The 3085-nt window shown below is 61.8% G+C and carries 2 protein-coding genes and 1 riboswitch; of the genes, one reads left to right on the forward strand and one right to left on the reverse strand.

All coding sequences use genetic code 11. The features are described 5' to 3' along the window. A riboswitch (TPP riboswitch) is annotated at positions 1-65 on the forward strand. This riboswitch is flagged as partial in the annotation. Positions 66-169: 104 nt separating this feature from the next. After that, entirely contained in the window at positions 170-2086 is a 1917-nt protein-coding gene (thiC, locus tag RUW20_RS07275) for a phosphomethylpyrimidine synthase ThiC (RefSeq protein ID WP_313951543.1), read from the forward strand. Between the two features lie 678 nt (positions 2087-2764). Here the strand turns inward: thiC and RUW20_RS07280 are convergent. Continuing rightward, positions 2765-3085, reverse strand: a 321-nt coding sequence (locus RUW20_RS07280; protein WP_313951544.1) for a DUF1840 domain-containing protein, incomplete at its 5' end; no start/stop codon positions are given.

Genomic DNA, 3085 nt, shown 5'->3' on the forward strand with positions numbered 1-3085 from the left:
GGCTGAGAGAGTCCCTTCGAACCTGTACGGGTCATGCCGTCGTAGGGAAGCGGAGCGCACATCGTGGCGCTGGATGGTTGCAGTCACTCCGTCTCGCTCGTCTCACTGGCCCCTTGCACGCTGCCTGTTTCAGTAGCGCTTTTGCCATCGTCTTCTGCAAGGAAACACCATGAATGCTAACGAGAAGTTCATCGCCGCTGACGCTCACGTCGACCAAGCTGCCATTCGGCCACTGCCGAATTCCCGTAAAATTTATGTCACCGGCAGCCGCCCCGACCTGTGCGTGCCGATGCGGGAGATTTCTCAGGCTGATACTGATACCGCATTTGGCGGCGAGAAGAATCCGCCGATCTATGTCTACGACTGTTCAGGGCCGTATTCGGATCCGCAGGCGAGCATCGACATCCGTCAGGGACTGCCGGCGCTGCGGGCGAAGTGGATTGCCGAACGTGGTGACACGGAGTCCCTGGGTGGTTTGAGCTCCAATTTCGGGCGCACTCGGGCGGCGGATGCGGCGCTGGATGATCTGCGCTTTCCCGGCTTGCAGCGCCGGCCTTTGCGTGCGAAGAGTGGCGCCAACGTCAGCCAGATGCACTATGCGCGGCGCGGCATGATTACGCCGGAGATGGAATATATCGCCATTCGTGAGAACAACAACCGCCGTGCCTACGTCGAGCAGCTGAAGGCTTCCGGAGCGCAGGGCGAGCGCTTCGCGGAAATCCTTTGCCGCCAGCACCCGGGCCATAGCTTCGGTGCCAGCATTCCGGAGGAAATCACGCCGGAATTCGTATGCTCGGAGGTGGCGCGCGGACGGGCGATCATACCGTGCAACATCAATCACCCGGAAACAGAGCCGATGATCATCGGCCGTAACTTCCTGACCAAGATCAACGCCAACATCGGCAACTCGGCGCTGGGCTCGAGCATTCAGGAAGAAGTCGAGAAGATGACCTGGTCAATCCGCTGGGGCGGCGACACGGTTATGGATCTGTCGACCGGCAAGAATATCCACGAGACGCGGGAATGGATCATTCGCAACAGCCCGGTACCGATCGGCACCGTGCCGATCTACCAGGCGCTCGAGAAGGTCAACGGCAAGGCCGAAGATCTGACCTGGGAGATCTTCCGCGATACCTTGATCGAGCAGGCGGAGCAGGGCGTTGACTATTTCACCATTCATGCTGGCGTGCTGCTTCGCTACGTGCCGCTGACTGCCAGTAGGCTGACCGGTATCGTCTCGCGCGGTGGTTCGATCATGGCCAAGTGGTGTCTCGCGCACCATCAGGAAAGCTTCCTGTACACGCATTTCGAAGAGATCTGCGAAATCATGAAGGCCTACGATGTGGCCTTCAGTCTCGGTGATGGCCTGCGCCCTGGGTCGATCTATGATGCCAACGACGCCGCCCAGCTCGGTGAGCTGGAGACGCTCGGCGAGCTGACCGATATCGCCTGGAAGCACGACGTGCAGGTGATGATCGAAGGTCCGGGGCATGTGCCGATGCACATGATCAAGGAGAACATGGACCTGCAGCTCGAACAGTGCAAGGAAGCGCCGTTCTACACGCTGGGCCCGCTGACTACCGACATCGCTCCCGGCTATGACCACATCACCAGCGGTATCGGCGCGGCAATGATTGGCTGGTTCGGCACCGCCATGCTTTGCTACGTCACGCCCAAGGAGCACCTCGGGCTGCCGGACAAGGACGACGTCAAGGTGGGAATCATCACCTACAAGCTGGCGGCACACGCTGCCGATCTGGCCAAAGGACACCCGGGTGCGCAGATACGTGACAACGCCCTGTCGAAGGCGCGCTTCGAATTTCGCTGGGACGACCAGTTCAACCTCGGTCTCGACCCCGACAAGGCGCGCGAGTTTCACGACGAAACTTTGCCCAAAGAATCGGCGAAGGTCGCTCACTTCTGCTCGATGTGTGGCCCGCATTTCTGTTCGATGAAAATCACGCAGGAAGTGCGCGAGTTCGCGGCGGCGCAGGGCGTCAGCGAGACGCAGGCGCTGGCCAAGGGAATGGAAGCGAAGGCGATCGAGTTCGTCAAGGCTGGCGCCGAGGTGTATCGGAAGATCTGAGGGTCGCCTTGGGCTCCGGCAACGGTGCTGCTTGCCGCGAGAAGGAATGGGGCGCGGCGACAGGAGCCCCCGTCGGGCGGCCGGCGCTGCCAGGCGGTGTCTGACGGGCGTGCAGGCAGGTGGCAGTGCCAGTGGTGATGGCCGCGCAGCGAAGAGCGTCTGGCGCCGCGGGTGGAATACTGTCATCTCTTCGTCACGTCAGTCTGTCGCGGGGGAACGGAGGAGGATTTGCATGATGCGTAGCGTTGTCGGCACTAAACTCAAGCGCCTCAGTCGCACGCTGATCGCGGAGGCGCAGCGCTGGCGGGTGAGCGGGTCCGGATTGTCGTGTGAAACGAACAAGGCGAAGCCCGTGTAGTCATCGGTATAGGTGAGCACCCTTCCTTGCCAGGCTCATTCCTGGAGGAGGTCGGCGTGCACCGAGTCGTGGTGGACCAAGATGACGTGGTCAGCGGCAGCTGGCGGCGCCGGCCGGGCGGCCGGACTGCCGATTTGGCCAGCGAATGTCATCGGCCGGATGGCTGGACGGCGCAGTCTCAGTTCACCGCTCGACTGGCGAGTAAGCGTGACGCTGAAATCGAACTCGCGACCGCCGCGCTGGCTAGCGGCGCCGTAGGCGGCGAGAGTCGCGGCGAACGAGCGGTTGGTAAAGCGATGCTTGAGCGATACCCTCGCTCGTCAGAAATCCTTGGCCGCCTCCCAAAGGATGAATCCTTCTTCCTTGCGGGTCCATTCCAGAAGTTCGATCAAAGGGTAGGCGCGCTGACCCAAGCCGATGTGAGCACCTTCGGCAGCCTCGTCGTCGGCACTGTCACCATCAGGACTCTGGGCCGCAGCGGCTTGTCCGCTCGCGCTGCCGTCGGTGGCTAGCCGGAGTTTCTGTATCGCGTCCGGCAACTGCTCGCAGGTGATGACTCCGCGTGCGCTGCAGTCCTTGCCGATGATCTCCAGCAGCTGACGGGCGACCGGTGCGAACATCATGATCTGCCCGGAGGTGTT

The sequence above is a fragment of the Accumulibacter sp. genome (genome assembly GCF_032229525.1).
GTDB lineage: Bacteria > Pseudomonadota > Gammaproteobacteria > Burkholderiales > Rhodocyclaceae > Accumulibacter.